Annotated in this window: 1 protein-coding gene; it reads right to left on the reverse strand. The window is 67.9% G+C overall.

What is annotated here, in order from left to right; genetic code table 11:
* Positions 1–1100: xylulokinase (xylB, locus tag AADW18_RS19545; protein ID WP_337345085.1), on the reverse strand; the 1100-nt coding region annotated here is incomplete at both ends.

Genomic DNA, 1100 nt, shown 5'->3' on the forward strand with positions numbered 1-1100 from the left:
TGCAAGGCGGCACCGAATGCGGCGCCTTCGGCTTGCTGCGGCACATCCACCGGCAAGCCGAACACATCGGCCACCATCTGCCGCCAGGCCGCACTCTTGCTGCCGCCGCCCGTCAGCACGATGCGGTCGAACGCCATGCCGGCGCGCACGAACGCGTCATAGCCGTACTTCAGGCTGTAGGTCGCCCCTTCCATCGCCGCGCGGTAGAAGTGCGCCTCGCTCATGTTGTGCGGGTCCAGCCCCGCCAGCACGCCCTTGCCCAGCGGCAAGTCCGGCGTGCGTTCGCCATTGAGGAACGGCAGCATCGTCAGCCCGTCGGCGCCCGGCGGTGTGGCGGCGATGCGCGCATCGCCTTCGCGCGTGCTGAAGCCGAACAGCTGGGCGATGGTTTCCGTTGCAACCGTGCAGTTCATCGTGCAGATCAGCGGCAGCCAGCCGCCGGAGGAAGAACAGAACGCGGCCCACGCGCCGTCGTTATCGATCACCGGGGTATCCGAGTAAGCGAACAGCGTGCCCGACGTACCCAGGCTCATCGACAACCGGCCCGGCACCACCGCGCCGGTGCCGATGGCCGCCATCATGTTGTCGCCGCCGCCCACCGCTACGCGGATGCCGGGCGGCAGGCCCAGTTCATCGGCCACGCTCGGGAGTATGGCGAAGGTCGTGCCCAGTTCGACCAGCGGCGGCAGGCACTGCGACAGGTCGCGTTGCGGATCGATCGCCTGCAGCAGTTCCTTCGACCATTGGCGCGTGCGCACGTCCAGCCAACCGGTGCCGGAGGCGTCGCCGTATTCCATGAAGCGTTCGCCGGTGAGCCAGTAGTTCAGGTAGTCGTGCGGCAGCAGGATGGTCGTCAGATCGCGGTACACCTCCGGGCGATGCTTGCGCGTCCACGGCAGCTTGGAGGCCGTGTAGCCGGCCAGGATCGGATTGCCGGACAGTGCGATACAGCGCGCCGCGCCGCCGACCGCGTCCATGATCTCGCCACATTCGGCGCTGCTGCTGGTGTCGCACCACAGTTTTGCGGGCGCCAGCACGTTGCCCTCGGCATCCAGCGGGACGAAACCGTGTTGCTGGCCCGACACCGCAATCGCCGCGAT

The organism is Pseudoxanthomonas sp. CCNWLY206-1 (genome assembly GCF_039710385.1).
Lineage (GTDB): Bacteria > Pseudomonadota > Gammaproteobacteria > Xanthomonadales > Xanthomonadaceae > Pseudoxanthomonas_A.